The organism is Polaromonas sp. Polasp52, from assembly GCF_059491565.1.
The window spans coordinates 3,554,006-3,577,993 of sequence record NZ_CP168513.1 but is presented as its reverse complement, the minus strand read 5'-3'; the positions used below and the strand labels follow the sequence as shown (position 1 = coordinate 3,577,993).

Here is a 23,988-nt window from a genome sequence, read left to right as displayed (position 1 = left end):
ATCGCCATGACTGATTCCACGACCCCGGGCTCATCCCTGCCGCTGGCGCGCGACGCCTCCGGCCGCCTGGTCTTTATCGACGCGGCCGGCCAGCCGCATGCCAGCGTCGTGCCGGTGCGCGCCTTCCCGATTGCCGCCCCCGACGAAGGCATCTCGCTGGTCAACACCGAGGGCCACGAAGTTGCCTGGGTAGACAGCCTGCGGGCCGTGGCGCCGGCGGCGCGCGCGCTGCTCGAGGAAGAACTCGCGCTGCGCGATTTTGTGCCCGAGATCACGCGGCTCAAAAGCGTCTCCAGCTTCGGCACGCCCAGCGTCTGGACGGTCGAGACCGACCGGGGCGAGACTTCGTTCATCCTCAAAGGTGAGGAGGACATACGGCGGCTGGCGCGGACCGGGCTTTTGATTGCCGGCAGCCAGGGGGTGCAGTACAGCGTGCGCGACATGACGGCTTTGGATCGCGCGTCACGTCGGCTGCTGGAGAGGTTTCTTTAGCCGGGTCTTGCTCCGGCTTGTGCGCTCTCCCCCTTCTCTCCTTCTCCTCTCTTCGTCTTTCTGCTCTCTCTCTGCATAGGCTTGCTGGCCGGGGGTTGCCCGGCGGCAAGTAACTTTCTTTTGCTTCGCCAAAAGAAAGTCACCAAAGAAAAGGCGACCCGCAGTCTGGGTCCCTCCGCTGCGCTACGGGCAACCTGCGGTGCTCGAGTCAAGCGGGGTCTCGCTCGAACTCGCCTTCGGCTCAGACAATCGCGAGCCCTGATCCGCTTGCCTCTGCGCTCCTCGGCCCAGCCAGGACGGGGCAATCGGGAGCGGGGACAGAAGACAAAGACCAAAGAAGAAATCAATGCAAACAAGGACACGCCAAGGCGTGTCCTTGTGGTTTTCTGTATTTGGTATTTTTCTCCCACCCCCTTGTGTATGCGCCGAGGAGCGCAGGTTCAGGCGGATCAGGGATCGCGATTGTCTGAGCGAAGCGCAGCGTAGCGAGTTCGAGCGAGACCCCGCCTGGACCGAGCACCGCAGGTTGCCCCGAAGCGCAGCGCAGGGGACGCAGACACCAGGGTCGCCTTTTCTTTGCTTACTTTCTTTTGGCGAAGCAAAAGAAAGTGAGTTGCCGCCGGGCAACCCCGGCCAGCAGGAGTCAGAGGGGAGCGCCCCGCCGGAGCAAGACCCGGCCAAGCTCTTCAACAGGGGGAAACGGGGGAAGCCCCAGTTAAACTCCACCCTATGACCTGGACCGCGACCCTCGCACTCGACTACACCCACCAGGCCGGCAAAACCCTTGCCCATTTCCGCCACAGCGGGCCGCTGCGCATCCTGCAAAGCCTGTACCCCGAAGGCGACACCATCTGCCACAACGTCATCGTGCACCCGCCCGGCGGCCTGGTCGGCGGCGACACGCTGGAGCTGGCCTTTAGCGCCGCGGCCGGCTCGCACGGCCTCATCACCACGCCGGGGGCCACGCGTTTTTACCGCTCCACCGGCGAGCCCGCGCTGCAAAACACCGCACTCACGCTCGAAGCCGGCGCGCGCATGGAATGGCTGCCGCTGGAGGCCATCTGCTACAGCGGCTGCCTGGCCGAGAACCGGCTCACGATGGCGCTGGCGCCCGGCGCCGAGCTGATGGGCTGGGACGTCACCGCATTGGGCCTGCCGGCTGCCGGCCAGCCTTTTGAGGGCGGCAGCTTTCGCCAGCACATCGAAGTGCCCGGCGTCTGGCTGGAGCGCGCGCGCCTGGACGCGAGCGACAAGCTGCTGATGGACAGCCCCGTGGGCCTGGCCGGCCGGCGCTGCATGGCCACATTATTTTTTGTGGCCGGCAGCAAGCTGGAGCGCGCCCGCCGCGAGCTCGCGCTGGACTGCGCGCGCGAAATCCTGCAGGCCCATTCGCTGGCGTCCAGCGCCGGCGCCACCAGTCCCGATGCGCAGGTCGTCGTGCTGCGCGTGCTTTCGCCGGTGGTCGAGCCCGCCATGGCGCTGCTCAGGCAGGTCTGGCAGGCCTGGCGCAAGGAGCTGTGGCAGCTCGCGCCGTCCACGCCGCGCATCTGGTCCATGTAAAGCGCCGTGCTGCGCGTGGCGGCATAGGCGCGCGCCTACAAGCGCATCAGCCCCCTCCGGCAGGCCGGGGCCTGGTAATACCTGGTAATAGCTACCATGAGGCCTGTCATTGCAAGGCTTCGCTTCACCACCCACGTTTCAGGAGACACGCCATGATCCCCAAGAACACCATCTGCCTGTGGTACGACGGCGCCGCGCTGGAGGCCGCGACCTTTTATGCCAAAACCTTCCCCGACAGCAAGGTCGGCGCCATCATGCGCGCGCCGGGCGACTACCCCGACGGCAAGCAGGGCGACATCCTGACGGTCGAGTTCACCGTCGCGGGCATCCCCTGCATGGGGCTCAACGGCGGCCCGCTTTTCAAGCACAGCGAAGCCTTCTCCTTTGTGATCGCGACCGAGGACCAGGCCGAGACCGACCGCCTGTGGAACGCCGTCGTCGGCAACGGCGGCCAGGAAAGCGAGTGCGGCTGGTGCAAGGACCGCTGGGGCCTGTCGTGGCAGATCACCCCGCGCGTCCTGCTCGAAACGGTCTCCGGCCCGGACCGCGCGGCAGCCAAACGCGCCTTCGACGCGATGATGACCATGAAAAAAATCGACGTCGCCGCGATAGAGGCGGCACGGCGGGGCTGATGCCGGCCGCGATGGCCGGCACGCCGCTGCCGCGGCACGTCACCATCTGTATGTGAATCCAGTGTTCTGGCGGGCCTGCCGGGCCCATGAAAGACCCGTCCTACATGGGAACGGCCATAGCGCACGGGCGGCCCGCAGCTTTTCCTTTCACGCCGCGCCGCGGCACCGGCCCAGACTGCCTTCATCGACATCCGTCGAGTTCGAAGAAGGAGTTTTGACCATGACCGCATCCCCGTATTTCCGCCTTGCCCAAAGCGCAGCGGCCTTCGGCCTTGCCGCCCTGCTGTCGCTGGGCGCCTCGGCGCAAATCGCCTCCGGCACCACCGGCATCGATGCTTCCGGCGACGCGCGCAGCGAGATGAACGCCTGCCTCACCGGGCGCACGCAACAGGACCGTGAAACCTGCATGACCGAAGTGCGCAACGCCAACGCCGCCAAGCGTGCCGGCAAAGTCGACAACGCCAGCAACAACTTCCAGGCCAACGCCCTCAAGCGCTGCGACATCTTCAAGGGTGAAGATTTAATCGCCTGCCAGGCCCGCATCGTGGGTTACGGCAAGACAGAAGGCAGCGTCGCCGGCGGCGGCGCGATACGCCAGGTGGAAACCGTGGTCGTTCCGGCCAACGCCACCAATGTGCGCGTACAGCCGCAGACCTCGTCCGAAAATATTGTGGTGATCCCGGGGCCTGCCGCCGCGCCATCGCAATAACAGTTGCCACTCGCTCCGCCGCGGTTTGATGAAAACCCCGGATGAAGCAGAAGCAAAGGTGGGCCGCAACGCGGCCCACTTCTTTTTTCATGACACGCGGCAACTTCGCCTCCCCCGACGCCCTCCACGAAAGCTCCCATGCCCGATTCCTCACACACCTCCCCGGAAAAACCCCAGCTGGCGCGCGCGCTCGAGAAAAACGACGCGGTCCAGGACGCGGTGGAACGATCGGCCCAGGAACTCTTCGTGATCAACAACGTCCTGGAGAAAGAGATTCCGGCATCGGTCAAGACCGGTGACGTCGCCACGGCCCTGGTCAGGACCGCGGAACTCGAAAACAAGATCCAGGAGTCGGCCGAAGAGCTGGCCCACGTCAACGAGCTGCTGCAAAAAGAGATTTCGGAACGCGCCGAGGTGGAGCAAAAGCTGCACACCGCCGAAACCAAAATCGCGAAAAACAGCAAGGCCGGCGGCCACTAGCCTTTCAGCACGCCGTCGGCCTTGAACATGGCCTTGATGCCGCGCACCGCCTGGCGAATCCGCGCCTCGTTCTCGATCAGCGCAAAGCGCACGTAGTCGTCGCCGTGGTCGCCAAAGCCTATGCCGGGCGACACACACACCTTGGCTTTGTCGAGCAGCTGTTTGGCGAACTCCAGCGAGCCCAGCTTGCGGTAGGCCTCGGGAATACGCGCCCAGATGTACATGGACGCCTTGGGGCAGTCCACCGGCCAGCCGGCCTCGGTCAAGCCCTTGTAGAGCACGTCGCGCCGCGCCTGGTATTGCGCGGCAATGTCTTTCACGCATTGCTGGTCGCCTTCGAGTGCCGCGATGGCCGCGACCTGCAGCGGCGTGAAGGTGCCGTAGTCGTGGTAGCTCTTGATGCGTGCCAGCGCCGCCACCAGGTCGGGGTTGCCGACCATAAAGCCCACGCGCCAGCCCGCCATGTTGTAGCTCTTGGACAGCGTGAAGAACTCCACCGCGATGTCCTTGGCGCCCGGCACCTGCATGATGGAGGGCGCTTTCCAGCCGTCGAACACGATGTCGGCATAAGCCAGGTCGTGCACCACAAAGATGTCGTGCTTGCGCGCCAGCGCGATCACTTTTTCAAAAAATTCCAGTTCCACGCACTGCGCCGTCGGGTTCGACGGGAAACCCAGCACCATCATCTTGGGCTTGGGGTAGCTGCCGCGTATGGCTTTTTCAAGTTCGGCAAAAAAATCCGTGTCCGGCGTCAGCGGCACAGAGCGTATGTCGGCCCCGGCGATCACCGCGCCGTAAATGTGGATGGGGTAGCTCGGGTCTGGCACCAGCACGGTGTCGCCACGGTCCAGTGTGGCCAGCATCAAATGGGCCAGGCCTTCTTTCGAGCCTATGGTCACGATGGCCTCGCTGTCCGGGTCTATGTTCACCTGGTAGCGGCTCTGGTACCAGTGGGCAATCGCGCGCCGCAGCCGCGGTATGCCCTTGCTGGCCGAGTAGCCGTGGGTGTCGGGCCGCTGCGCGACCTCGACCAGCTTGGCCACGATGTGCGCCGGCGTGGCGCCATCGGGGTTGCCCATGCTCATGTCGATGATGTCCTCGCCGCGCCTGCGCGCCGCGAGTTTGAGCTCGGCCGTGATGTTGAAGACGTAGGGGGGAAGGCGGTCAATGCGCGCAAAGCGGCGCTTGCCTGGGGAAGCGGACATAGGATAACTTTCACGTAAGCGCCCGGAACCGTCCGAGCGACGTGGCCGGCAATGGGGCCGGCCCGAAAGCATCCTAACCGAAAAGCTGCTCAAAAACTCTCCTGGCGTTGTTGCGCCGCCTTGCCGTGCTTGAGCACTGTCTGCGGCGACGCGCCTAGCCAGGACCGCTTCGCTGAGTTTTTGAGCAGCTTTTCGCTAGATAGCAACCAGGTGTTGTTGCGCCGCCATGCCTGGCCGGGGCATTTACGCCTGCTCCCCCCGCGAGAGCGAAAGGAAAAACCGCAGCCGCGCAAGAAACGATTCAAGACCCAGCACCCCCAAAAACCCGACCGCATAAGCCAGCACATCCATCCAGTCGGCCACCGAACCCAACACAATCCGCAGCACCCGGTCCTCGACATGCCAGCCGTTCGCGGCCGCCGCATACTGGCCAAGCTCGACCCCGCAACCCACGGCAAACGCCAGCAGCGCAAGGCTTAAGGTGTTGGCCTTGAGCACGGTCTTTAACAAGAAGTACACCCACACCACCGCCAGCACGTCGCCGACAAAACCGCGCAGCCAGCGGTGCTGCGACCACACGGTCGCGATCAGCACTTCAATGATGAAAATAAGGACGGCCCACAGCGCCGCCTCGCGGTCAAAACGCAGCTTCATGCGAAGGGCCCAACCCCACCCGCCCCACTCGGCCCGCCCGCTTCACTCGGGCACATGGATGCGCGCCTTCACATGCTTGAGGTTGGCCACAATGGTGAAGGTCATCACCACCAGCAGCGACCAGGAACTCCATTTGCCCACATGCACGAGGGACCAGGCGCCCAGCTGGTTGGGGTAGTGCCAGAGGCTGAAGAAGGTGCTGATGTTCTCCGCCACCCAGATAAAAAAGCCGATCAGCAAAAAGCCCAGCAGCAAGGGCATGCTGCGGTCCCGGTCATAGGGCCGGAAGATCACCGAAGACCTGGCGTACAAACCCGCCAGGCAGGCCGCGATGTACCAGCGGTAGTCGCCCCAGTAATGGTGGGTGAAAAAATTGGCGTAAACCAGCACCGCCATCACCACCGCCATCCAGTATGGTGGGTGGTGCCGGATCCGCAGGTCAAACAAACGCCAGGCCTGGATGATGTAGCTGCCGACCGCCGCATACATAAAACCCGAAAACAGCGGCACGCCAAACAGCTTGGTATAGGCAAAGTCCGGATAGCTCCAGGACTGGATAGCCCCCGAGGTCTTGAAAACCTCCAGCGCAAAACCCACCCCATGAAACAGGCAGATGGCCTTGAGCTCATCCAGCGTTTCCAGTTTGGCCAGCACCATCCAGCCTTGAATGAGCAATGCGATCACCAGCAGCAGGTCATAGCGCGGGATACCGGCCAGGCCGGCTCGCGGCACCAGGAACACCGCCGCAAAGAACAGCCCGGCAAACAGGCAGGCCCTGGCCTCCTTCAAGCCAAAGCAGCCGAACTCCACCAGAAAGCGGCGAAACCCCGACAGGCCTTCATGCGATTTTTCCCGCATCAGCCAGTTGTCCAAGGCGAGCAAAGCCATCGGCATCTACCTTTTATTTCTTGATTGATTGCCACAGCCGGTTTGTTATGCCCCTGGGCTGTGGCCCCCTCGCGGCCGCCAGCCGGCGACCGATGCGATTCTGGCACACGGAAAAAAGCCCGGACGAACCGGGCTTTGACGCAAGGCGATGCGGCCAGTCCAGTTAAATCGCCACCAGCTGCCGCACGCCGTTGGCTTCCATGTCCTTGCCCTGCCCGCGCGCGATGAACTCGCCGCGCTCCATCACCAGGTAGTCGTCGGCCAGCTCCTGCGCGAAGTCGTAGTACTGCTCCACCAGCAGGATGGCCATGTCGCCGCGGTCGGCCAGCATGCGTATCACCCGGCCTATGTCCTTGATGATGCTGGGCTGTATGCCCTCGGTCGGTTCGTCCAGGATCAAGAGCTTGGGCTTGGCCGCCAGCGCGCGCGCAATCGCGAGCTGCTGCTGCTGCCCGCCCGAGAGGTCGCCGCCGCGGCGGCCCAGCATCTGCTTGAGCACCGGGAACAGCTCATACAGCTCCGCCGGAATCGGCGTCGCAGCGCTCTTGTAGGCCAGGCCCATGCGCAGGTTCTCTTCCACCGTCAGGCGCGCAAAAATTTCGCGGCCTTGGGGCACAAAACCTATGCCGGCGCGGGCGCGTTCATAAGGCGTCGCGGCCTGGATGGGCTTGCCGTCGAATTCAATGGTGCCGGTCTTGATCGGCACCAGGCCCATCAGCGATTTGAGCAGCGTGGTCTTGCCCACGCCGTTGCGGCCCAGCAGCACCGTGACCTTGCCCAGGTGGGCGTCAAGGCTCACGTCGCGCAGGATGTGGGAGCCGCCGTAGTATTGGTTGATGTTTTTGACGTTCAGCATGGTGTGTCCTCAACGTCCGAGGTAGACCTCGATGACCCGCTCGTCTGCCTGCACCTGGTCCAAGGTCCCCTGCGCCAGCACCGAGCCATCACACAAAACGGTGACGATCTCCGAAATCGTCTTGATAAAACTCATATCGTGCTCCACCACCATCAGGGAGTGCTGGCCCTTGAGCGTGAGGAACAGCTCGGCGGTGCGCGCGGTTTCCTCGTCGGTCATGCCGGCGACCGGTTCATCGAGCAGCAGCAGTTTCGGGTCCTGCATCAGCAGCATGCCGATTTCCAGCCACTGTTTTTGGCCATGGCTCAGGTTGCCGGCCAGGCGCCCCACGCTGTCGGCCAGGTGGATCGTCACCAGCACTTCGGCCAGGCGGTCGCTCTGGGCCGAGTCCAGCCTGAAGAACATCGAGTGCTTCACGCCCTTGTTGGTCTTTAATGCCAGCTCCAGGTTTTCAAACACGGTGAGCTGCTCGAACACCGTGGGCTTCTGGAACTTGCGGCCTATGCCCAGCTGGGCGATTTCGGCTTCCTTGTGGCGCAGCAAATCGATCGTGCTGCCAAAAAACACCGTGCCTTCATCGGGCCGGGTCTTGCCGGTGATGATGTCCATCATGGTGGTCTTGCCGGCGCCGTTGGGGCCAATGATGCAGCGCAGCTCGCCGGGCGCGATGTCCAGGCTCAGCTTGTTGATGGCCTTGAAGCCGTCGAAGCTCACACTCACATCTTCAAGGTAAAGAATGCGGCCGTGGGTGACGTCGACCTCACCCGCGGGGTGGGCCACGCGGCTGCCGCTGGCGCTGCGGCCGCCCGATTCGGTGTTCGTTTTGCCGGCATTCAGCGCGGCCAGGCGCTCTTCCACACGGCGCGCGCCTTGTTCAAGCAGGTCGGGTGTCATTTCGCACCTCCCTTGCGCAGCTTCTTCACCAGGCCCACCACCCCATCGGGCAGGAACAGCGTCACGCTGATAAACAGCAGGCCTAAAAAGTACAACCAGAACTCGGGATAAGCCACGGTCAGCCAGCTCTTGGCGCCATTGACGATAAAGGCGCCGACGATGGGGCCAATCAGGCTCGCACGCCCGCCCACGGCCGCCCAGATGGCGATTTCAATCGAGTTGGCCGGGCTCATCTCGCTCGGGTTGATGATGCCGACCTGCGGCACATAGAGCGCGCCGGCCACGCCGCACATCACGGCCGAGATCACCCAGATCGTGAGCTTGTAGCCCAGCGGGTTGTAGCCCGAGAACATCACCCGCGTTTCCGCGTCGCGTATGGCCTGCAGCACCCGGCCGAACTTGCTGCCCACCAGCCATTTGGCGAACAAAAAGAAGCCCAGCAGCGTCAGGCCCGTCAGCACAAACAGCGTCATGCGCATGGAAGGCGTGGCCAGCGGGATGTTCAAAATGCGCTTGAAGTCGGTAAAACCGTTGTTGCCGCCAAACCCCGTTTCGTTGCGAAAGAACAGCAGCATGGCCGCAAAGGTCATGGCCTGGGTGATGATGGAGAAATACACCCCCTTGATGCGCGAGCGGAACGCAAAAAAACCAAACACAAAGGCCACCAGCCCGGGCACCGCCACAATCAAAATCGAGGTGGCCACAAAGCTGTCGCTCAAGGCCCAGTGCCAGGGCAGCACCTTCCAGTCCAGGAAGACCATAAAGTCCGGCAAATCGCTTTTGTAATTGCCGTCGCGGCCGATCTGGCGCATCAAATACATGCCCATGGTGTAGCCGCCCAGCGCAAAGAACACGCCATGGCCCAGCGACAGGATGCCGGTATAACCCCAGATCAAATCCATGGCCAGCGCGCAGATGGCGTAGCACATGATCTTGCCCAGCAGCGCCACCGCATAGGTGCTCATATGGAACATGCTGCCCTCGGGCACCCAGAGGTTCAGCACGGGCGCGAGGGCGCAGACGGCGATCAGCGCCATCATGAAGGCGCTCCAGCCGCCGCGCGTCAGCAGCGGGCCTTTGGTGGGAAGTTGCACGCGGGAGGCCGCGGTGTTGGGGGTTGCCATGGGGGTGCTCATGATCAGGCCTCTGCCGATCTGCCCTTCATCGCGAAGATGCCCTGCGGCCGCTTCTGGATGAAGATGATGATGAAGACCAGCACGGCGATCTTGGCCAGCACGGCGCCCGTCCAGCCTTCGAGGAATTTGTTCAGGATGCCCAGGCCCAGCGCGGCATACACGGTGCCGGCCAGCTGGCCCACACCGCCCAGCACCACCACCATGAAGGAGTCGACGATATAACCCTGGCCCAGGTCCGGGCCCACATTGCCCACCTGGCTCAGCGCGCAGCCGGCCAGGCCCGCGATGCCGGAGCCCAGCGCGAAGGCATAGGTATCGACACGCGCGGTGTTCACGCCCATGCACGAGGCGATGGGCCGGTTCTGCGTGACGCCGCGCACAAACAGGCCCAGGCGCGTGCGGCTGATCAGCCAGGCCACGCCCAGCAGCACCGCAACGGCAAACACAATGATGATCAGCCGGTTGTAAGGCAGCGAGAGGTTGCCCAGCACCTGCACGCCGCCACTCATCCACACCGGGTTTTCCACACCGACGTTTTGCGCGCCGAAGATGGAGCGCACCAGCTGCTGCAGCATCAGGCTGATACCCCAGGTGGCCAGCAAAGTCTCCAGCGGCCGGCCGTAGAGGAAGCGAATCACCCCGCGCTCCAGCGCCGCGCCCATGAGCGCCGAGGCCATAAAAGCCACAGGCACGGCCGCCAGCAGGTACCAGTCAAACAGACCCGGAAAGTACTTCTGGAACACACCCTGCACCACATAGGTGGCATAAGCGCCAATCATCATGAGCTCGCCATGCGCCATGTTGATCACGCCCATCAGGCCGTAGGTAATCGCCAGGCCCAGGGCCACCAGCAGCAAGATGCTGCCCAGGCTGATGCCGCTGAAAATCGCGCCCAGCTTGTTGCCCCACTCCAGCGAAGCCTCGACCTTGGCCAGCGCCGCCTGCAGAGCCACCTTGACGTCGGCATCGGCCTCGGTGCCCAGGCGCTCTATCAGCACGGTCTTGGTATTGGGGTTTTTGCTGCCGGCCAGTTGCGCGGCCGCGGCCAGGCGCTTGGCCTTGTCGCTGCTGCCCAGCAAAATGGCCGAGCGCATCAGCTCGAGCTGGTTTTTCAGCTCGGGCACGGTCTCGGCCGCGTAGGCTTTTTCGATCAAAGGCAGGCGGGCCTCGTCGTTGTCGCCACCCAGGGTCTTGATCGCATCGCGCCGCTGCTTTTCGTCTTTGGAGAAGAGCTTGAGCGCCGCCAGCGCATTGTCAATCTCGCTGCGCATCAAATTGGGATTGATCACATCCTCGGCATCGGCCGGCAGCGGCGTCTCGGCACCCGTGACCGGGTCATAAGCCTTGTCGTCCTTCACGACAAACACCTTGTCGCCCTTGGTCTTCACCGCGTCGTCAGACAGCGCCTGGATAAAGGCCGCCGTCTTGTCGTCCGCAACCGCCGCGGCCTTGGCCAAAGCCTCCACCCGCGCCTCGGTCTCGCCAATGGCCATGCCCTTGACCTCCTCAGCGGTCAAGGCATGGGCGTGGGAGGCTGTCAGGAGCGTGAGTATTGAGAAAAGTAGGTGGCGTAGCAGCATGTGGAAAGAACCTGTAGCTTGGGCGCGTGGACCGGATTTGTGAGTCGGTCTGGTGCCCAGGCTGCAGCTTCCTTGGGGTGTGGAGGCCGGCTGGCCCCCATCCCAACCTTCCCCCAGTGGGGGAAGGAGCAAGAAAGAAGAAAAGAAACACTGAGGGGCCTTCATCCCCTCCCCCGCTGGGGGAGGGTTAGGGTGGGGGCCAACCGGCCCTCACCCACCCCACAGCCTCTTACTTCTTCACAGGCTCGTCAGGCTTGGAAGCGTTACCCTCGATATAGGGAGACCATGGCTTGGCCTTCACAGGGCCAGGCGTCTTCCACACCACATTGAACTGGCCATCAGCCTTGATCTCGCCGATAAACACCGACTTGTGCAGGTGGTGGTTCTTCTCGTCCATCTTCGACACGATGCCGGAAGGCGCGTTAAAGGTCTGGCCGGCCATGGCGGCGATCACCTTGTCGGTGTCGGTGGACTTGGCCTTCTCAACAGCCTGCTTCCACATATTGATGCCGATGTAGGTGGCTTCCATCGGGTCGTTGGTCAAAGGCTTGTCGGAGCCCGGGAGCTTCTTGGCCTTGGCGTAAGCCGACCACTTCTTGATGAACTCGGTATTGGCCGGGCTCTTGATGGACTGGAAGTAGTTCCAGGCGGCCAGGTGGCCGACCAGGGGCTTGGTGTCCACGCCGCGCAGCTCTTCTTCACCGACCGAGAAGGCCACCACGGGCACGTCCTTGGCCTTCAGGCCGGCATTGCCCAGCTCTTTGTAGAAAGGCACATTCGAGTCGCCGTTGATGGTGGACACCACGGCCGTCTTGCCGCCTTGCGAGAATTTCTTCACGTCGGCCACGATGGTCTGGTAATCGCTGTGGCCAAACGGGGTGTATTTCTCGTCGATGTCCTTGTCGGCCACGCCCTTGCTCTTCAAATAGGCGCGCAGGATCTTGTTGGTCGTGCGGGGATACACATAGTCGGTACCCAGCAGCACCCAGCGCTTGGCGCCGCCGCCAGCCTTGCTCATCAAATAGTCAACGGCAGGAATGGCCTGCTGGTTGGGCGCCGCACCCGTGTAGAACACGTTCTTGGACAGCTCTTCACCTTCGTACTGCACGGGGTAGAACAGCAGGCCGTTCATTTCTTCCACAACCGGCAGCACCGACTTGCGCGACACAGACGTCCAGCAGCCGAAAATCACGGCCACTTTGTCCTGGCCCAGCAGCTGCTTGGTTTTTTCAGCGAAGAGAGGCCAGTTGGAGGCCGGGTCCACCACCACGGGCTCGAGCTTTTTGCCCATCACGCCACCCTTGGCATTGATTTCTTCAATCGCCATCAGCACCGTGTCCTTCAGCGTGGTTTCAGAAATCGCCATGGTGCCCGACAGGCTGTGCAGCACGCCAACCTTGATCGTGTCCAGGGCAAAAGCAGGCACGGCGCCCAGGGCGGCCAGTGCGACGGCGGCGGTCATCGCCTTGAGGGTAAATCGACGTTCTTGCATGTTGTGATCCTCTCCGGTAATAGATAGGTAGGGGGTAGGTGAATCGCGTTTCGCTGCGCAAAAGCCAGGAAAACAAGGCTTTGGCGCAACGATGAGTGGATTCTGGGGACCGGAGGGGGATTGGGGAATACGCCGGGTGGCGTATGTGGGGTGGGCGCACGGACTTCACATGGCGACATCGAATGTCATCAGCCGTTAGGCTGAGAACTTAGATGTCAATTTCACAGATCAGCGAATCCTTACATCAGGAACTGACAGCAAGGGTAAGAATCGAGGCAACAGAGCAGGAAACAGTAGCGCCGCCCCTAGGGCTGATTCACACAAAATCATCCATTCTGGAAGTGATTCTCGATAGCTCTCATCAAAAATTGAGCCGAGATGAACGATCCATAAGCATGAATATCATCATTCTTCTTTGCATCGCACAGATCGACCACAGTCTTAGCGCAAATGCATACCGGTTTGTACGGCGACAGTTCAGCCGCACGCTGCAAAGCGAAAATCTCCATATCCAGCGCATCCACTTTCCTATGAATGGCTTCTATCTGCTTCAGATGCTCATTGTCAGCTATCACCGCCGAGCCACTAGTAAATATTCCTGGCTTTGGCGACTGAGCAGTCTGTGGCCGATTTCCACTGAATCCCATCTCTAGTTGAGAAATCAATCCAGGAGTTCCGAGCAGCACCTTAAGTTTGGTGAGAGTGACGTGATCAGTTTGTACTTGGTACGGCTCTTGTTTGAAGCCGTCTGAAGCCCATTTTCCCGATTGGTACTCATATGCCATTGACGATACAAAGAGCTGCCCCAATTTCGCATTTCGTTTGAATCCACCACATATACCACTCATTCCGACAACGGACGGTTTGAATCTATCAATGCACGAGCCAGCAACAACCGCAGCATTCACAAGCCCCATTCGCGGGAGAAGAATCACCGTTCCTTTCTTCCCTGAAATCTCAACATCGAAGCAATCAACACCACCTCGATTTACCTGCCGGCCCTGTAGCAATGCGGTGTACGGTGCACGTTCTTCGTGCAAAGCACAAAATATCAAGAAATCAAAATTGACACTCTTCTTTAGCTGTACCAGCAGATGATCCAAGGTGGATTGCCACGCATTCTTATTCGTGTAGTCCGCCAAAATGCATCCACGCGCCTCGAAGGTCGCCCTCAACTCCGGAAAATCTTTGGGATAAGAACTAATCGCCAACAGATGCGCATCATTTTTCCCAGCCTTAACTATCGCCTCCAGGATCGCAGTTCCATTTTGAGCTGGCACCGCTTTTTCATATCCAGGAACCTTGCAGTCGATAATAAATAGTCCTATGTCCGCATTGAGCTGGGCCGCAAATTCGGCCATGTTTTTTGCGCGGATGATGTCGATAGCTAACACCCCCTTAACCTTAAGGTATCCGTTAATAGCTCGCCACTTTGGCTCGTCATCCTCGATAACCATTATTTTCATTTATGCAGCCTCAGAATCGAAACAATCTTCTGTAGAGTCGTGCGCGATTTGTAGTGATATAAAACAGCGCCTATAACTTCTTGTTCATAGCGACTCTTAATAATTTTTGGAGAATCCTTAAGCTTTACTTTTGTACCCGCAATGTAGAAATCTCCGTACTGAGTAACAATCAATATCTTTGTCGTCTTTTTCGCATGCTTAAGCGCTCGGAGAACTTCGATCCCACCTTGAGCCTGGTCGTGTCCCTTTTTTTTATCATCAGCGTTATCACCAAATGTCGACAACGCCATATCAAGAATGATGAGGTCATAATCCGCGGTCATTACAGCAAGCACCGCGCTATTAACACCATCAACAATTTCCGGCTCGAGTCCATAAGCGTCGTACACACATTGCTTCATTTCATCCCGTTTATGGATCTCATCCTCTACCAACAGTATGTTCACAGGTCAAGCTCCTCCTACAGAATCGTCTGTAGCGACCTCGGCATGAAGCGAGAACTGAAGCAATAACTCCAAAGTGTCGTCATTCGCGTCGCAGCGAATTGTGTGATTGCTTTCACTTTTTCGAGTTATAAATTTCAGTTTTTTAATTCCGGTATAGCCCTCGGTGACCATATCGGCACCCTCTTCGGCCGTATCAATCGCTTTATAGATTCGGCTTTTCGAATCGGCATATTTCTCACGAGAAGCGACAGACTTCACTCGTACGCAAATGAGATCAAGCGGAGTTCCGCCAGCATTTCGCGTTGCGTTTACATCAACGATGATCGGCAGATCGTGTCGCCCGTGCTTGCTCGCGTTTTGGAGAAGAACGGCCAAGCAATCATAGAGACGGTGAACACTTATTCCGGTGTATCTAACGTCAACTGCATCACCAGTAAATTGAACTCGACCCTGCTGATTGAGGTCGATCTCAATAATTTGGCACAAATCCTTAACCGAGGCGGGAATAAAACCAGTTCGCGGAACTCGAAACCAGTCCGCAACCTTCTTAAAGACCTCGTTCACGGCTTCATGCAACGCGGCTTTCATACGCCCCTCGTCGGTACCAACGTGCACGAAAAACTTGTCAATCGAAGCGTTTGCCTCGCGCAGCAGCGTATTTTTTATGACCCATGCTGCATTCTCAAGTTGAGGCGTGATCTGCTTCCAGCAAAACGCAATGATTAAATCATTCAGTAATTCGCTTCCTCCAGCAGACTGCAATGTGTTTGAGAGCTGACGTATGTTTGCTTTTGTTGTTATGTCATTCAAGTCCAACGAATGTTTAAAAAGAGAATTCGGGGATTTGAATTGGAGATACTCCCTGCGTAGCTTATCTATGATCGATCCGTAGGAAATCTTCCAAGCGTCAACTGTGCGGCGCATTACTGCATTGGATAGAAGAATTCTGTACTCAGTTTTATTAAAGACAGCATCTACCGTTTCGGTTGTCACCCCGTCGAGAGTGTTGTGCCTTATACGCCGACCCAGATAGGACTCAATACCGAATTCTGTGTTCAAACAGAATTGCTCGAATGCATCCTTCGCCACCTCAGATATCAAGTAATCGTCTTGATCATTCAGTTTGATAACAAGAACATTTTCCTCGCTGCCATCCTCTGCATCGATAGTTGACAGTCGCGCTTCTACCCGGGGATACAAAGCGCGGTATTGCTCCGTGGACATCGTGGGATTGCTATCCAACCACTTCTTCATTGAGACACTGTCAACGTACATTCGACTGCTATCAAAGTACTGCTGGAGGGTAGCCACTTTGGCTCGAGTGGTAATTGCATCGGCCTCGACAAAGTACTCAATGCGATTAAGCCTCTTGCCAACTGCCCTCAATATGTCGCAACGAATTTGCGATGCCTGTGATGCGTTGCCAACTAAGGAATACATTTTTTCGAGTGTGAACTCATCTAGCGAGCTAACTATGTAATTAGCAACTTGAGGAGAATCGCTCAGCAAATACTCAATAAAACCGACAACAGAACCATTGTGTTCCTGATTGACGTGAGAGATGAAATCAGTTCTAAATTCAAAGTCAACGTCTGGATCAACAGACTTTTTCCTAAACAAAGCTAACGCTAGCACCGCGACCAAGCTCTTAGCCTCAGGAGGCACCGTGAGGTAAAGGGATCTCATTTCTGACTCGGTCAAAAGAGCTTCTAGTCCAAGGGTGTTCTCAAAGATAAACCGAACATCATCTTTCGTCAGCGTCAAGATATTCGCAGGGTTGCCGATATAGCGAAGAAACAAAAAGGTGCGATAGAAGGAATCGAGCTTGATGTTTAAACTACCTTCTACCGGGGAGCCGTCCGGTGCGAACAACAGCTCTTTGGAGTCAAAGGGCTCTATTGCGCCGCCTTTTTTTCCGTGAATTTCGGCCAACAAACGAGCCCCGATTACTTGATCCAGTTTGTTGCGATAGAAAGCTAGGCTAGGACGTTCAAGAAACGCTGCAGACGTCCGATACAAATCCAACGTTGGCTCGCTATTCACGTTTTGTGCTCGGAAGTGCTCCGTAACCAACTCTTCGGGGTTAGGTTCACCTGCGCGACCAATGACTGCATGTAGTCTCTCAACAAAATTCGGATCCAAGCGATTCTCAAATTCTTTTTTAACTGCTGAGAAATCGGCGTGAAGATTGAAAAGAGCGATCACCGCATAGATTCCGTCAACTAAACAGGATTCAGTCGCTCGTAATAAAAAACCACCAACATCGTCTTCATTTATAGGTGTGGGTATGAAGTTACTTAGCGAAATGGATTTACGAACGTTCCCGTTCACTTTTCCGACCATTCCACTCACTCGCCTTCGCGCCACGACGAACAAGGATATTTTTGAACTCAGGTTCTCCAACGCGCTGAAATGCAATCCAACATTCGCCCGATGCGATATCTGCCCCTCAATCTCATTCACTTTCGCTAGCTGACGGGGATCCAGAGAGCGCGCCGTTCTCAGGTAGGCCAGCTTGTATGACAGATAGTTAGACGCCCCATATTTTTTACTTGCCTCCAGAAGTATTTCTAAAGCGTCATCGCAACCTAGAACCTCAATTTGAGACAACTTATCCATCACATCGAGTATTTCAACGGCAGTAGACATGAACGAATTGATATACCCGGCCGTATAACAAACTTCGTGTCTCCACGCGATGGAAGGAAACGAAGTCATCCTGAAAAGGTCTTCGCTGGTCCTCTTCTTCGATTGGGCGTGTCCATCCCAAAGACCTTGAGGTCCTTTAAGCACGGCGCCGGAAATCACACTGTTATGAAGTGAGTTTTCCTTGCGTATTTCTTCAGCATCTTGTGACAGGAGTCTTGGTTTTGCGCTGTAGCCCCGCAGTAGATTTCGCTTATCAATATCCTTGATGCCAGAGATCAATTTATATATATGCGCTGGCCTATAGACTTTTTGGGTTCTCGACAAGTGAATCTCCTCTACCTATCACGAGCAGGATGTAACAATCCGTCTCAGGTATAGCACAAAAGAGCAAATTGAGAATCCTCATTTGTGAGGAGACTGTTCACCAGTTTGCTCCTGCCCTCCGCGCTTAGGTCCTCGTGGTAGACCCGGCCTATGAGCCGCATGCGCGCAACAGCCCAGGTATAAGCCTGCGCAGTACGAGCACCTTCACCCCCGCAGCACAGCCATCATCCACTCCTCAAACAACCGAATACTCCGTTGCTCTCGTCGCTGCGGCGGATAAGTCAGAAAGTAGCCGTTCCCGCTGTCAACCTCAATGTCAAAGGGCTTCATCACCTTGCCCGAAGCGATGAGGTCGGTGAATAGCGCCGCATCAGCAATCGCCACGCCCAGGCCACGCTCGGCGCTCTGAACGCACATATCCACCGTGTCAAACAGCTGCTCGCGCGCGGCCTGCAGGTCGGGCACGCCGGCGCCGCGCAGCCAGGTCAGCCATTCATGGTGCCGGGCTGTGGCATGTAAGAGGGTTGCACCGGCAAGGTCGCGCGGCTCGCGCAGGCTGGCGGCCAGCTGGGGCGCGCACAAGGGCACCAGGCGCTCGCGCATCAGCGGCACCTCGACCAGCTGGGGCCAATCGCCCTTGCCGTGGGCAATGATGACGTCAGCATCGGTGTTGCTGAAATCGGGCGCATCGGTCCAGTGGGTGGCCACGCGGATTTCAGTCCCGGGCAGCGCGGCCTGCAGCGCCGGCAGGCGCGGCAAAAACCACCTGACGGCCATGGTGGGCGGGAACTGGACTCTGAGCACATCGGCTGCACCGCGCCGCACGCGCGCGCTGGCTTGGGCCAGGGTTTCCAAGGCCTGCCGCACAGGTGCCAGCAGCTGCTGGCCTTCGGGCGTGAGCGTGAGGCCGCGGGCCACGCGCACAAACAGCGGGCAGCCGTAATACTCCTCCAGCAGCTGGACTTGCCGGCTCACCGCGCCCTGCGTCAGGTTAAGCCGGGTGGCCGCGCCGGTGAAACTGCCGCAATCGGCGGCGGCCAAAAAGGCCTGCAGGGCGTAAAGGGGCGGCAAGGCGGGCATGGGCGCAGTTTATCGTGGCGGCACGGTGCGCAGCAGCCATGCGCGCCGCACATGGCTGACCCCAAAATCTTTCGATGGTGCTGCGGCGCGGGCGCTCCTACGATGGCGCCCTGTTCAATCACTCCATCACACCGCCCCACGCCATGGTCATCAGTTCGAACGCCCTCGCCTATATCGACGTCATTAACCGCTACCTGGCCCTGCTGGCCGCGGGAGACGTGCGGGGCATTGTGTCGCTGTTCAGCCCCCAGGGGATGGTGAACTCGCCTTTTCTGGGTATGCAGCCGGCGGGCGAGTTCTTTGACCAGCTCAAGGCGGCCACGCGGCGCAGTGTGCTGGAGGATGCCGAGGTGTTTGTGAGCGCGGCCGGCTCGCGCCGGGCTTCGGTCGCATTCACCTACCTGTGGGAGCTGGCCGATGGCTCGCAGGTGAGCTTTCGCTGTGTGGATATTTTTGATTTCGACGAGCAGGGCCTGGTTGAGGCCATGACCATTGTTTACGACACAGCGCCGATACGCGCGGAAGTGGGCGACAAGTACCGCCGCGCGCAAACCCATTGATTCACCCACCCACCAACCAACCATCAAACAGGAGAACCGACATGAAATTCATGGTCCTCGTCAAAGCCACTGCCGACAGCGAAGCCGGCGTCATGCCCAGCGAGCAGTTGCTCGCGGAGATGGGCCAATACAACGAAGAGCTCGTCAAGGCGGGCATCATGCAAGCCGGTGAAGGCCTGCACCCAAGTTCGAAAGGCGCCCGCGTGCGCTTTTCTGGCAAGAACCGCACGGTGATCGACGGGCCGTTCAGCGAAACCAAGGAGCTGGTGGCCGGCTTCTGGATCTGGCAGTGCCAGTCACTGCAGGAGGCGATAGCCTGGGTCAAGCGCTGCCCCAACCCGATGCCGGGCGATTCGGAAATCGAGATCCGGCAGGTCTTCACAGCGGACGATTTTGGCGAGGCCTTCACGCCGGAGCTGCGCGAGCAGGAAGAGCGGCTTCGCGCGCAGATTTCCTGATCCACCCCTGATTCACGCCTGATTCATTCACCCCAACCCCAAGGAGAGCCACCATGCCCAAGATGATTTTTGTGAACCTGCCGGTAAAGGATCTTGCCGCCGCCACGCGCTTTTACAAGGCAATCGGCTGCGAGCAGAACCTGCAGTTCAGCAACGAGCAGGCCGCGATGATGGTCTGGTCGGAGGCCATCAGCTTCATGCTGCTGACGCACGAGTACTTCGGCACCTTTACCGCCAAGCGCATCGCCGACGCGCAGCAGAGCTGCGAAGTGCTGCTGGCCCTGTCACGCGACAGCCGCGAAGAGGTGGACGCCATCACCCAAGCCGCGGCGGCCACCGGCGGCAAGGCCGATGTGCGCCCACCGCAGGACATGGGCTTTATGTATTCGCGCGCCTTCCAGGACCCGGACGGCCATGTGTTCGAGCCGGTGTGGATGGACATGGCGGCGGCGCAAGCCGCTGCGTAGGCAAATACGTAGCCGGACTTTGTCGAATCCGCCGGCCCCGTTCGTCGTGCTTGTGTAAGCCACACGAACGGCCTGGGGCCTGTTCCTTTTTTAACTCAAGGAGAAATCGATGAAGTTCCTGCGCACCCTTTTTGTACCGCTGCTGAGCGCCGCGGTGGCCCTTGCCACCCTCCTCCCGGTCGCGTCTCACGCCCAGGAAAGCAAGCCCGTCAAAAGCGGCTACCTCAGCGTCAACGGCGTCAACTACCACTACCAGGTGCATGGCAAGGGCGAGCCCTTGCTCTTGCTGCATGGCGGCCTGGGCCAGTTCGAGATGTTCGGGCCGGTGCTGGCCGGGCTGGTCAAGACCCGCCAGGTCATAGGCGTGGACCTGTATGGGCACGGCCGCACGGCGCTGACCGACAGGCCCGTGAGCCTCATCGACATGGGGGAGGACATGGCGCAGATCATCCAGCAGCTGGGTTACGGCCAGGTGGATGTGATGGGTTATTCCATGGGCGGGGGCGTCGCATTCCGCATGGCGGTGCAACACCCCGAGCGCGTGCGGCGCCTGGTGCTGGTGTCGGCCGGTTATGCGCAAGACGGCTTCTTCCCGGAAATGCTGCCTATGCAGGCGCAGGTCGGCGCGGCCATGGCCGACATGATGAAGGAGACGCCCATGTACAAGTCTTATGTGGCGGTGGCGCCGCGCCCGCAGGATTTCCCCAAGCTGCTGGACCAGATGGGCGCCATGATGCGCAAGCCCTATGACTATTCGGAAGATGTCAAAAAACTCGCGATGCCGGTGATGCTGGTGTATGGCGACAGCGATATGTACCGCCCCGAGCACATCGTGAAGTTTTACCAGCTGCTGGGCGGCGGGCTGAAGGACGCGGGCTGGGGCCGCGAGAACATGGCGAAGAACCGGCTGGCGATATTGCCGGGGTACACACACTACGACCTGTTCCTGGCGCCCGCCCTGGTGCCTACGGTGCTGCCTTTCCTGGATGGGAAGAGCAATGCGGCCAGCTGGGCGCAGCAGGTCAATGAGCGCAAGTAGCGACTAACCGGTGCGCCCCTCCTTCCCCCGCTGGGGGAAGCTTGGGATGGGGGCCTGCAGCGCTTGAGGCATAGTCGGCTTTAGATCGCAGGCCGAGAGCCCCCATCCCCGCCTTCCCCCAGCGGGGGAAGGAGCAAGAAAACTCGCAGGGGCGGCACAGCTTGTCTGTCACAACAAGCCCCGCCCCTCAACCAAACACCCAGCCGGGAAAACACCGCCATGATCCCAACGACAACCATCCCCACCCTCACCGCCTTTGAACGCTCGCCCGACCGCGGCCGGGGCCTGGCGCGCGACATGCGCGTGCGCTGGGCACTGGAGGAAGTGGGCCAGGCTTACGAGGTTCGTTTGCTGTCTTTCGCGGCAATGAAGCAGCCCGCGCACCTGGCCTTGCACCCTTTCGGGCAGATCCCGACCTATGAAGAAGGCGGGCTGGCACTGTTCGAATCGGGCGCCATCATCCTGCATATCGCGGAGCAGCACGCAGGCCTGCTGCCCGAGGATGCCAATGCCCGCGCCCGCGCGATCGCCTGGATGTTTGCCGCGCTCAATACGGTGGAGCCGCCGATTGTGGAACGCTCCATGGCCTTTATCTTCGAGCAGGACAAGCCCTGGTATGCGGAACGCCAGCCCATGCTGGAGGAGCGCGTGCACGCACGGCTGGCCGAGCTTTCAAAACACCTGGGTAATGCCGACTGTAATGCCGACTGGCTGGACGGCGATTTCAGCGCGGGTGACCTGCTGATGGTGACGGTGCTGCGCAGGCTGGAGAGCTCGGGCCTGCTGGATCAATATCCGACGCTGTCGGCCTATATCGCGCGGGCTGTGGCACGGCCGGCTTACCGGCGGGCTTTTGCGGCGCAGCTGGCGGTGTTTACGGGTTCGTCAGCGGGCGGCTGACGAGATCGTGCAACCATGAGCGCTACATAATTCAACGCCTAGCTGAAGTTAAGCTGCAGCCGACAGAAGCGTCCAAGGCTGCTGGAGCCCTTCATAATCAAGACCTGCCCCCGCTTTTTCGAGATGCCTACCTTTCATCATGGATAAATTCTTGCTGCAGCAGCAGGTGCTGGAACGGCTCGCCGAAGACCTGCTGCAAGCCGAACAGGCAATGCGGGTGGCCTATGAAACGGCGACTCACGAAGAAAACATCGCCGAAAACAAATACGACACATTGGGACTCGAAGCCGCATACCTGGCCACCGGCCAAGCTCGGCGCGCCGAAGGCATCCGCCAGGCGATGGCCAATTGGCGCCAATTCCGCCCGCGCCCCTACGACTCCAGCAAAGGTATACAGCTTGGCGCGCTGGTCTGCCTGGTCGATTCCGACGACAAGCAGCAACAGCTCTTTCTCGGGCCGGATGGGGGCAGCATGAAGTTGGTCAGCGGCGCTCAGCTCGTTCAGGTCATCAGCAGCGAAGCCCCTTTGGGCAGGGCCATGCTGGGTAAATGCGAGGGAGATGAGGTGTGGATACAGGTCGCTCCAATCCGACAGCAGTTTGAGGTGCTGCGGGTTCATTGAGCCGTAAACGACTCATCCGGGCCCAAAGGGTCTTTGCACATCCTTCCACGCAAACCTTCATTTCGGGCGGCGAATCCGCCACAGACAACCGAAGTCAGCTGCGCTGCCACCAGCCCGCAGATGTGAGCATTTCCGGGAGGTCGACAGGCCACACGATCTCGTCAGTCGACTTGAGTTCAAGCGCACTCCACCATTTGTGGTCCTTTATGACCTCGACCTCCTCGGCGGTCCAGCGGTCTTGCAGGACTGCCTGGTGGTCTTCCACGGTGACAACAAAAAACCGTTCATCGGCCATGACCTCTTCGCCATCCACCAAGCGCAGGACGAACTCTCGTTGCGCAATGGGGTCGCCTACGTCGGCGACAAAGATGCCCGTTTCCTCTTCCAGCTCACGCACTGCCGCCTCGGCGAAGGTTTCGCCGGCCTCCAGCCCGCCGCCAGGAGTCGCCCAGTAGTCTTGCCCCTCCAATGCCCCGGTCTTATGCACAAAGCGAAAGAGCAGCAGGTTTCCCGTGCGGTTGAGAACGAGCAATCGGGATGAGGGGCGTCGTCGCAAGATGGGTTCCGTTGAACGTACTGAAATGTCCGCTTGTGGCCGACAACAGTCATCTTACCGGTGGCCGGCGGCCAGCTTACCAGCGGACTTTTGAGGCGCAGTTGGCGGTGTTTACGGGAAAGGCGGTGAGCGGTTGATGAGAGATCGCTCGGGACAAACTTGGCCCTGCGACTGCGAACGATGCTTAGCGATGTTCATGACTGGTGCAGACCCCAGCCGCAGGTAAGATGATTGATTCCGGCCAGAAGGGAAATTGCATTGAAAATTTATACCGCTGTACTGCTTATAGGCATCGCTTCACAAGGCTTGAGTTGTCTGGCGGCGGAGCCGCCTGCGTTCAAAGGCATCGCCATCGGATCGAAGCCATCGCCTAAAGAAATCGAAATGGCGACAGGCGCCAAGTGTTCGCTTCCATCTCCACCCATGGGGACGCTATGCGTATTGACAGCTGGAACGTATGCCGGGTCTCGCGGAGAAATATACGTCATCCTCAGCGATGACGGAATGGTAAAAAGGATTGACTTTCACCTGAACGACAAAGCCGAAAGTGCCAAAGATTTCTTGATTGAAAAATTTGGCCCGCCCAGCAAGACTCTCTTGGGTGAGATCCCTGATCCTTTAGGCCGGCGTGGAGCTGTTCCTCTCAAATTTCGAACGTTGACTTGGCAGATCACGCCTGATGCTCGCGTTATCTACGCTAGCAACGCAGTGAACCCAAGCTCGTCAACCATCAGATTTGGAACCACCGTGGAACTGGATCGCTTGTATAGAAATTAAATCGTGGCAGCGCCGATGATGCCTGATGAGAGCCCAAAGCGGGCGTTGGGCTCACCACCCATTCCG

General features: G+C 59.3%; 25 protein-coding genes. 12 read left to right on the top strand and 13 right to left on the bottom strand.

Features of this window, described 5'->3' with window-relative positions; all coding sequences use genetic code 11:
- Positions 1 to 6 precede the first annotated feature (6 nt).
- From ACEN9P_RS16780 to ACEN9P_RS16760, 5 genes are all read left to right on the top strand, one after another.
- Positions 7 to 492, top strand: a complete 486-nt coding sequence (locus tag ACEN9P_RS16780) for a cyanophycin metabolism-associated DUF1854 family protein (RefSeq protein ID WP_495619874.1) — start codon at positions 7 to 9, stop codon at positions 490 to 492.
- 729 nt (positions 493 to 1,221) lie between these two features.
- Positions 1,222 to 2,052 carry an urease accessory protein UreD gene (locus ACEN9P_RS16775; protein ID WP_477664331.1) on the top strand — a complete coding sequence of 277 codons (831 nt, stop codon included), beginning with the start codon at positions 1,222 to 1,224 and terminating at the stop codon, positions 2,050 to 2,052.
- Positions 2,053 to 2,204: 152 nt separating this feature from the next.
- Positions 2,205 to 2,684, top strand: coding sequence for a VOC family protein (locus ACEN9P_RS16770; protein ID WP_477664330.1), 480 nt, complete (start codon positions 2,205 to 2,207; stop codon positions 2,682 to 2,684).
- Between the two features lie 220 nt (positions 2,685 to 2,904).
- Positions 2,905 to 3,393 carry a hypothetical protein gene (locus ACEN9P_RS16765; protein WP_495619873.1) on the top strand — a complete coding sequence of 163 codons (489 nt, stop codon included), beginning with the start codon at positions 2,905 to 2,907 and terminating at the stop codon, positions 3,391 to 3,393.
- Between the two features lie 138 nt (positions 3,394 to 3,531).
- Positions 3,532 to 3,873, top strand: coding sequence for a hypothetical protein (locus tag ACEN9P_RS16760; RefSeq protein ID WP_074575804.1), 342 nt, complete (start codon positions 3,532 to 3,534; stop codon positions 3,871 to 3,873).
- Here ACEN9P_RS16760 and alaC read toward each other — a convergent pair.
- The 12 genes from alaC to ACEN9P_RS16700 all read right to left on the bottom strand — a co-directional run bounded on the left by alaC (position 3,870) and on the right by ACEN9P_RS16700 (position 18,543).
- Positions 3,870 to 5,078, bottom strand: a complete 1,209-nt coding sequence (alaC, locus tag ACEN9P_RS16755; RefSeq protein ID WP_495619872.1) for an alanine transaminase — start codon at positions 5,076 to 5,078, stop codon at positions 3,870 to 3,872. The genes ACEN9P_RS16760 and alaC overlap by 4 nt on opposite strands.
- 243 nt (positions 5,079 to 5,321) lie before the next feature.
- Positions 5,322 to 5,732: a ribosomal maturation YjgA family protein gene (locus ACEN9P_RS16750; protein ID WP_495619871.1), complete on the bottom strand. Its 411-nt coding sequence runs from the start codon at positions 5,730 to 5,732 to the stop codon at positions 5,322 to 5,324.
- A 42-nt stretch (positions 5,733 to 5,774) separates the two neighbouring features.
- Positions 5,775 to 6,620 (bottom strand): DUF817 domain-containing protein, encoded by an 846-nt coding sequence (locus ACEN9P_RS16745; RefSeq protein ID WP_495619870.1) that lies wholly within the window; start codon positions 6,618 to 6,620, stop codon positions 5,775 to 5,777.
- 163 nt (positions 6,621 to 6,783) lie between these two features.
- Positions 6,784 to 7,476 (bottom strand): urea ABC transporter ATP-binding subunit UrtE, encoded by a 693-nt coding sequence (gene urtE, locus ACEN9P_RS16740; protein ID WP_495619869.1) that lies wholly within the window; start codon positions 7,474 to 7,476, stop codon positions 6,784 to 6,786.
- 9 nt (positions 7,477 to 7,485) lie between these two features.
- Positions 7,486 to 8,370 carry an urea ABC transporter ATP-binding protein UrtD gene (gene urtD, locus ACEN9P_RS16735; RefSeq protein ID WP_495619868.1) on the bottom strand — a complete coding sequence of 295 codons (885 nt, stop codon included), beginning with the start codon at positions 8,368 to 8,370 and terminating at the stop codon, positions 7,486 to 7,488.
- The gene (gene urtC, locus ACEN9P_RS16730; RefSeq protein WP_495619867.1) at positions 8,367 to 9,506 is read right to left on the bottom strand and encodes an urea ABC transporter permease subunit UrtC; all 1,140 of its coding nucleotides are present in this window, start codon (positions 9,504 to 9,506) and stop codon (positions 8,367 to 8,369) included. Before urtC ends, urtD begins: the two co-directional genes overlap by 4 nt.
- 2 nt (positions 9,507 to 9,508) lie before the next feature.
- On the bottom strand, positions 9,509 to 11,086 hold the full coding sequence (gene urtB / locus ACEN9P_RS16725; RefSeq protein ID WP_495619866.1) for an urea ABC transporter permease subunit UrtB: 1,578 nt from the start codon (positions 11,084 to 11,086) through the stop codon (positions 9,509 to 9,511).
- 229 nt (positions 11,087 to 11,315) lie between these two features.
- A complete protein-coding gene (gene urtA / locus ACEN9P_RS16720) occupies positions 11,316 to 12,578 on the bottom strand; it encodes an urea ABC transporter substrate-binding protein (RefSeq protein WP_495619865.1) in 1,263 nt (420 codons plus the stop codon).
- A 326-nt stretch (positions 12,579 to 12,904) separates the two neighbouring features.
- A complete protein-coding gene (locus tag ACEN9P_RS16715; protein WP_495619864.1) occupies positions 12,905 to 14,044 on the bottom strand; it encodes a 5'-methylthioadenosine/S-adenosylhomocysteine nucleosidase family protein in 1,140 nt (379 codons plus the stop codon).
- On the bottom strand, positions 14,041 to 14,490 hold the full coding sequence (locus ACEN9P_RS16710) for a response regulator (RefSeq protein ID WP_495619863.1): 450 nt from the start codon (positions 14,488 to 14,490) through the stop codon (positions 14,041 to 14,043). Before ACEN9P_RS16710 ends, ACEN9P_RS16715 begins: the two co-directional genes overlap by 4 nt.
- Positions 14,491 to 14,493: 3 nt before the next feature.
- Positions 14,494 to 17,463 (bottom strand): hypothetical protein, encoded by a 2,970-nt coding sequence (locus ACEN9P_RS16705; RefSeq protein WP_495619862.1) that lies wholly within the window; start codon positions 17,461 to 17,463, stop codon positions 14,494 to 14,496.
- A gap of 204 nt (positions 17,464 to 17,667) precedes the next feature.
- A complete protein-coding gene (locus tag ACEN9P_RS16700) occupies positions 17,668 to 18,543 on the bottom strand; it encodes a LysR substrate-binding domain-containing protein (RefSeq protein WP_495619861.1) in 876 nt (291 codons plus the stop codon).
- A 143-nt stretch (positions 18,544 to 18,686) separates the two neighbouring features.
- On the opposite strand from ACEN9P_RS16700, the gene ACEN9P_RS16695 reads away from it, so the two are divergent.
- The 6 genes from ACEN9P_RS16695 (at position 18,687) to ACEN9P_RS16670 (ending at position 22,589) form a co-directional block, all read left to right on the top strand.
- Positions 18,687 to 19,103, top strand: coding sequence for a nuclear transport factor 2 family protein (locus tag ACEN9P_RS16695; RefSeq protein WP_495619860.1), 417 nt, complete (start codon positions 18,687 to 18,689; stop codon positions 19,101 to 19,103).
- Between the two features lie 41 nt (positions 19,104 to 19,144).
- The gene (locus tag ACEN9P_RS16690) at positions 19,145 to 19,561 is read left to right on the top strand and encodes a YciI family protein (protein ID WP_495619859.1); all 417 of its coding nucleotides are present in this window, start codon (positions 19,145 to 19,147) and stop codon (positions 19,559 to 19,561) included.
- A gap of 53 nt (positions 19,562 to 19,614) precedes the next feature.
- On the top strand, positions 19,615 to 20,028 hold the full coding sequence (locus tag ACEN9P_RS16685) for a VOC family protein (protein WP_495619858.1): 414 nt from the start codon (positions 19,615 to 19,617) through the stop codon (positions 20,026 to 20,028).
- 109 nt (positions 20,029 to 20,137) lie between these two features.
- Positions 20,138 to 21,067: an alpha/beta fold hydrolase gene (locus ACEN9P_RS16680; RefSeq protein WP_495619857.1), complete on the top strand. Its 930-nt coding sequence runs from the start codon at positions 20,138 to 20,140 to the stop codon at positions 21,065 to 21,067.
- Positions 21,068 to 21,286: 219 nt separating this feature from the next.
- The gene (locus ACEN9P_RS16675) at positions 21,287 to 21,967 is read left to right on the top strand and encodes a glutathione S-transferase family protein (protein ID WP_495619856.1); all 681 of its coding nucleotides are present in this window, start codon (positions 21,287 to 21,289) and stop codon (positions 21,965 to 21,967) included.
- 139 nt (positions 21,968 to 22,106) lie between these two features.
- The gene (locus ACEN9P_RS16670; protein WP_074580397.1) at positions 22,107 to 22,589 is read left to right on the top strand and encodes a GreA/GreB family elongation factor; all 483 of its coding nucleotides are present in this window, start codon (positions 22,107 to 22,109) and stop codon (positions 22,587 to 22,589) included.
- Positions 22,590 to 22,683: 94 nt separating this feature from the next.
- Here the strand turns inward: ACEN9P_RS16670 and ACEN9P_RS16665 are convergent, their stop codons facing one another.
- On the bottom strand, positions 22,684 to 23,121 hold the full coding sequence (locus tag ACEN9P_RS16665) for an NUDIX hydrolase (protein ID WP_495619855.1): 438 nt from the start codon (positions 23,119 to 23,121) through the stop codon (positions 22,684 to 22,686).
- A 282-nt stretch (positions 23,122 to 23,403) separates the two neighbouring features.
- Between ACEN9P_RS16665 and ACEN9P_RS16660 the strand changes: the two genes are divergently transcribed.
- Positions 23,404 to 23,922 (top strand): hypothetical protein, encoded by a 519-nt coding sequence (locus ACEN9P_RS16660; protein WP_495619854.1) that lies wholly within the window; start codon positions 23,404 to 23,406, stop codon positions 23,920 to 23,922.
- The last annotated feature ends 66 nt before the right edge of the window (positions 23,923 to 23,988 follow it).

Coding starts and splice junctions, on each gene's coding strand:
- ACEN9P_RS16750 (WP_495619871.1), bottom strand. CDS start 5,732: ATGAAGCTGCGTTTTGACCGCGAGGCGGCGCTGTGGGCCGTCCTTATT.
- ACEN9P_RS16690 (WP_495619859.1), top strand. CDS start 19,145: ATGAAATTCATGGTCCTCGTCAAAGCCACTGCCGACAGCGAAGCCGGC.
- ACEN9P_RS16765 (WP_495619873.1), top strand. CDS start 2,905: ATGACCGCATCCCCGTATTTCCGCCTTGCCCAAAGCGCAGCGGCCTTC.
- alaC (WP_495619872.1), bottom strand. CDS start 5,078: ATGTCCGCTTCCCCAGGCAAGCGCCGCTTTGCGCGCATTGACCGCCTT.
- ACEN9P_RS16775 (WP_477664331.1), top strand. CDS start 1,222: ATGACCTGGACCGCGACCCTCGCACTCGACTACACCCACCAGGCCGGC.
- ACEN9P_RS16745 (WP_495619870.1), bottom strand. CDS start 6,620: ATGGCTTTGCTCGCCTTGGACAACTGGCTGATGCGGGAAAAATCGCAT.
- urtD (WP_495619868.1), bottom strand. CDS start 8,370: ATGACACCCGACCTGCTTGAACAAGGCGCGCGCCGTGTGGAAGAGCGC.
- ACEN9P_RS16780 (WP_495619874.1), top strand. CDS start 7: ATGACTGATTCCACGACCCCGGGCTCATCCCTGCCGCTGGCGCGCGAC.
- ACEN9P_RS16715 (WP_495619864.1), bottom strand. CDS start 14,044: ATGAAAATAATGGTTATCGAGGATGACGAGCCAAAGTGGCGAGCTATT.
- ACEN9P_RS16760 (WP_074575804.1), top strand. CDS start 3,532: ATGCCCGATTCCTCACACACCTCCCCGGAAAAACCCCAGCTGGCGCGC.
- ACEN9P_RS16770 (WP_477664330.1), top strand. CDS start 2,205: ATGATCCCCAAGAACACCATCTGCCTGTGGTACGACGGCGCCGCGCTG.
- ACEN9P_RS16675 (WP_495619856.1), top strand. CDS start 21,287: ATGATCCCAACGACAACCATCCCCACCCTCACCGCCTTTGAACGCTCG.
- ACEN9P_RS16700 (WP_495619861.1), bottom strand. CDS start 18,543: ATGCCCGCCTTGCCGCCCCTTTACGCCCTGCAGGCCTTTTTGGCCGCC.
- urtC (WP_495619867.1), bottom strand. CDS start 9,506: ATGAGCACCCCCATGGCAACCCCCAACACCGCGGCCTCCCGCGTGCAA.
- ACEN9P_RS16685 (WP_495619858.1), top strand. CDS start 19,615: ATGCCCAAGATGATTTTTGTGAACCTGCCGGTAAAGGATCTTGCCGCC.
- ACEN9P_RS16670 (WP_074580397.1), top strand. CDS start 22,107: ATGGATAAATTCTTGCTGCAGCAGCAGGTGCTGGAACGGCTCGCCGAA.
- urtA (WP_495619865.1), bottom strand. CDS start 12,578: ATGCAAGAACGTCGATTTACCCTCAAGGCGATGACCGCCGCCGTCGCA.
- ACEN9P_RS16695 (WP_495619860.1), top strand. CDS start 18,687: ATGGTCATCAGTTCGAACGCCCTCGCCTATATCGACGTCATTAACCGC.
- urtE (WP_495619869.1), bottom strand. CDS start 7,476: ATGCTGAACGTCAAAAACATCAACCAATACTACGGCGGCTCCCACATC.
- urtB (WP_495619866.1), bottom strand. CDS start 11,086: ATGCTGCTACGCCACCTACTTTTCTCAATACTCACGCTCCTGACAGCC.
- ACEN9P_RS16680 (WP_495619857.1), top strand. CDS start 20,138: ATGAAGTTCCTGCGCACCCTTTTTGTACCGCTGCTGAGCGCCGCGGTG.